Source organism: Pricia sp., from assembly GCF_041745955.1.
Taxonomy (GTDB): Bacteria; Bacteroidota; Bacteroidia; order Flavobacteriales; family Flavobacteriaceae; genus Pricia.
In genome coordinates this window covers 1-4,183 of record NZ_JBGTHY010000420.1, presented here as the reverse complement: position 1 = coordinate 4,183, position 4,183 = coordinate 1, and the positions used below count along the sequence as shown (strand labels likewise).

Sequence of the window (4,183 nt, the reverse complement as noted above, 5' to 3'; positions counted from 1 at the left end):
GTTGGGTTTCCAGTATTAATAGAGGGTTTTCAAAGCATCCGAAAGGGCGACTTCTTTACCGAATTCTTGTTAATGTCCATAGCTACATTCGGTGCATTTGCCATAGGTGAATATCCAGAAGGCGTGGCGGTAATGCTATTTTATGCCGTTGGCGAACTCTTTCAGAGTGCCGCCGTCAAGAAGGCCAAGGGGAATATAAAGGCATTGCTTGACGCCAGACCGGATAGTGCATTGGTATACCGTCAGAATAATTTTATTTCAGTCGATCCAGAAACCGTTGAGATTGGTGAGAAAATTCAAGTTCGTGTGGGCGAAAAAGTTCCTCTCGATGGTATTTTACTTTCTGATAAAGGTTCTTTCAATACCGCAGCCTTGACGGGCGAGAGCAAACCCGATACCATTGCAAAGGGAGATGGTGTATTTGCCGGGAGCATCAATCTGGATAGTGTCATCGAGATCGAAACTACCAAGGAGTTCAAGGACAGTTCTATTGCCCGCATTCTCGATATGGTACAGAATGCGACCGCCCGTAAATCAAAGACCGAATTGTTCATTAGAAAGTTCGCAAGAATTTATACGCCTATTGTTGTTTTCTTGGCCATTGGATTGACGTTCTTGCCCTTTTTTTTCGTAGATGACTATGTATTTCGGGATTGGCTGTATCGAGCTTTGATATTCCTTGTGATCTCGTGTCCCTGTGCATTGGTCATCTCTATTCCATTAGGTTATTTTGGCGGCTTGGGTGCAGCGTCCCGAAACGGGATTCTGTTCAAGGGCGCATCCTTTCTCGATGCAATGACAAAGGTAAATACCGTGGTAATGGACAAAACGGGTACCGTTACCAAAGGAGTCTTTAAAATCAAGGAAGTTGTACATGATTCCGCTTTCGCGAAAGCGGACTTTATGAAATACTTGATAGCGATGGAAGAGCAATCCACCCATCCCATTGCAAAGGCAATACTTGAATATAAGACCGAGGGTGCAGATTTGGAGGCTACGAACGTTTCAGAGGATGCCGGAAAGGGATTGAATGGAACTGTCAACGGCAAAACGGTTTTTGTAGGAAACAAGGCTTTGATGGCATCCAACAACATTGCATTTCCGCCAGCGACCGATAGCATTGTGGAATCCATCGTAATGGTTGCCCTAGATGGAAAATTTGCAGGTTATGTGACCATAGCCGATGAACTAAAGGAAGATGCGCATCAAGCTATAAAGCAAATTAGGGAATCGGGGATTTCCAAAATTATTATGCTATCCGGCGATAAAGATTCCATAACCCAACAGGTAGCAAAAGAACTGAAAATCGATTGGGCAAAGGGCGGTCTGTTACCGGAAGATAAACTGGACGAAGTGGAAACGTTGAAAAAGCAGCCCGGTACGAAGGTCGCTTTCATTGGTGATGGCATTAATGATGCACCGGTTTTGGCAGTAAGTGACGTAGGAATTGCAATGGGTGGCCTGGGTAGCGATGTGGCCATCGAGACCGCAGATGTAATCATCCAGACGGACCAACCTTCAAAAATTGCAAGAGCCATCAAAATAGGACGTTCCACAAGACGTATTGTTTGGCAAAATATTGGGTTGGCCTTTGGCGTGAAAGCCACTGTTATGATTTTAGGTGCAATGGGTATGGCGACTATGTGGGAAGCGGTCTTTGCCGATGTAGGTGTGGCATTGTTGGCTATTTTTAATGCGGTTCGACTTCAAAAAATGAACTGGAAATAAACTGGAAATAAAAATGATGTCGCAAAATCGTAGAAATAGAAGAAAGGCAAAAAAGATTCAAGAAAATAAGATAAAGAAAATTGCAAAAGAAGAAAAGCTTTATGGAATATGGGCACTGGTCATTATAGTAACAGCAGCATTTTTATTTTACTTTTTCGTGCCAAAAGGCAACATTCATAGACATTGAATTCATTTTTTGGATAAATTAGCGGGAAATCCATTTGATAATGTTTTTCTTAAAATCAAAATTCCAGCTTTTGTAGCCGAAAATTTTATTTGGTTAAATACCTTTTTATGGGTGTCACTTTGCCAAAATGAACCCGATTTTGACATAATAAATGAACCTTCATATATTTTTAAAGAAGTAGACTTTAATATTGAATTTGATCTACTCTCATAGAGTTAATTCAAATTTATAAGGGATATATCTAGTCATTTAAAACCTTGGTTTTTAATGGACAACAACAAATTATAATTCCATATGAATTGGTAATCCTCATATCTTGACGGTTTTGGGCCTATAATATTTTTTCTTCAACCAAAATGAAACCCGAACCAATAAAATTAATGCGGGCACTTCGACCAAAGGGCCGATTACCCCTGCAAATGCCTGTCCCGAATTCAATCCGAAAACCGCTATGGCCACTGCGATGGCCAACTCAAAATTATTGCCCGCCGCCGTAAAAGCAACCGAGGCCGTCTTATCGTATTCCGCTCCCGTTGCTTTGGTAAAGAAAAATCCGATAATGAACATCAAGGTAAAATAGATAAGTAAGGGAACTGCTATAATCAGTACATCCAAGGGAATCTCAACGATCAATTCCCCTTTTAAAGAAAACATCACGACTATGGTAAATAGAAGTGCGATCAAGGTCATTGGCGAAATGGCAGGAATGAATTTGTTGGTGTACCATTTCTCTCCCTTTAGTTTCACTAAAATCAGTCTGCTCAAGATTCCCATCACGAAAGGAATTCCCAAATAGATGGCTACGCTTTCCGCTATCGTCCCGATCGAAATATCCACGATAGCACCTTCGAATCCGAAATAGGGCGGAAGAACGGTTATAAAGATCCACGCATAAAAACTGTACGCGAACACCTGAAAAATACTGTTCAGCGCCACTAGACCTGCTCCATATTCGCTGCTTCCTTCCGCTAGGTCGTTCCATACCAGAACCATTGCGATGCAACGGGCAAGACCGATCAAAATGAGCCCGACCATATATTCCGGATAGTCACGCAAAAACGTAATTGCCAGTACAAACATCAAAACGGGACCGATTATCCAGTTGAGGATGAGTGAAATGGACAGGATTTTAGTGTTTCTAAAGACTTTGGGCAATAACGAATAGTTCACTTTCGCCAAAGGTGAATACATCATCAATATCAGACCGATGGCAATCGGAAGGTTCGTTGTTCCATTACTGAACGAGTTTATGATGTCCGGGAATGTTGGTATAAAATACCCAAGTCCAACTCCAATGGCCATTGCCACGAATATCCATAGCGTTAGGTTTCTGTCCAGAAAGCCCAGTTTCTTTTTGCTGCGCGCCATGTGCTTATTTTATGAGGGAGAACACATAGCCCATTTCCGTGGCTATCTGCATACTTCTTTCGTTATACTTTTCTTCTTGTTGCGGCGTACCATCGAATGCCTTGGGGTCTTCAAAAGTAATGGGGATACGTTTTTCCGCCCCTGCGATGAACGGACATCCGCCATCGGCCTGCGAGCAGGTCAGAACAGCGACAAAACCGGATTCGGGGTTAAAAGGATCATCGTACTTCTTTGAAAAACCGATGACCGGATGCGCATTGTCATCGTACCTGATACTGTACACGGGATTTTTACCTTCGGAAAGGGGCACGACCTTAAACCCTGCATTTTTTAAGGCCTTTGCCGCCATGGGAAATAATGCGGTCGCCTCCGTGCCACCTGAATAACAGAAAACGTTCTTGACCTTATAGTACGCCGCCGCTGCCTGCGCCCCAAGCTTGTGACAGATGGCTTCTACGGGAATTATGGGTACAGATAAAATTTATACGGATGATTTTTTCATCGAAATCTAGTCCATATTTCCCGATGGTGGCCCCTTGGTACTCGACTTCTATTTCCAGATCATCATCGATGTCCAGTACTTTTTCGGATAGTTCGATGATCTCGGCCAGCTTTTCGGGATGCAGTCTATGGTGATAGTCGTTGGCCTCCCACAGCTGGAAATTGACAACTTCCTCCTTTCGGACGGTACCCCCACAATCGATAAAATGCTTGCTCACCTTTCCCCACTTCGGTCACATGAAAGTGGTTGGGTATCAACGAACCATCGGGCAGTTGAAATGCGATACTGTCAAGTGCTATCAGTTTTTGTTTGATCTCGAATAATTTCATAGTTATATTTGTTTATTGCGATTATACGATTAATGATTTCAAATTTTTTAACAACAATCCTCTTTCGGG

The 4,183-nt window shown here is 42.7% G+C and carries 2 protein-coding genes and 2 pseudogenes; 1 reads left to right on the top strand and 3 read right to left on the bottom strand.

Features of this window, described 5'->3' with window-relative positions; translation table 11 throughout:
• A partial coding sequence (locus ACEW8S_RS14925; RefSeq protein ID WP_373518923.1) for a heavy metal translocating P-type ATPase occupies positions 1-1,728 on the top strand: 1,728 nt, incomplete at its 5' end.
• A gap of 496 nt (positions 1,729-2,224) precedes the next feature.
• Here the strand turns inward: ACEW8S_RS14925 and arsB are convergent.
• The 3 genes and pseudogenes from arsB to ACEW8S_RS14910 all read right to left on the bottom strand — a co-directional run.
• Positions 2,225-3,283: an ACR3 family arsenite efflux transporter gene (gene arsB / locus ACEW8S_RS14920; protein ID WP_373518922.1), complete on the bottom strand. Its 1,059-nt coding sequence runs from the start codon at positions 3,281-3,283 to the stop codon at positions 2,225-2,227.
• A 4-nt stretch (positions 3,284-3,287) separates the two neighbouring features.
• Positions 3,288-3,774 (bottom strand): annotated as a pseudogene (locus ACEW8S_RS14915) (protein-tyrosine-phosphatase); the annotation flags it as partial.
• Between the two features lie 9 nt (positions 3,775-3,783).
• Positions 3,784-4,114 (bottom strand): annotated as a pseudogene (locus tag ACEW8S_RS14910) (DUF6428 family protein); the annotation flags it as partial.
• Positions 4,115-4,183 lie beyond the last annotated feature (69 nt).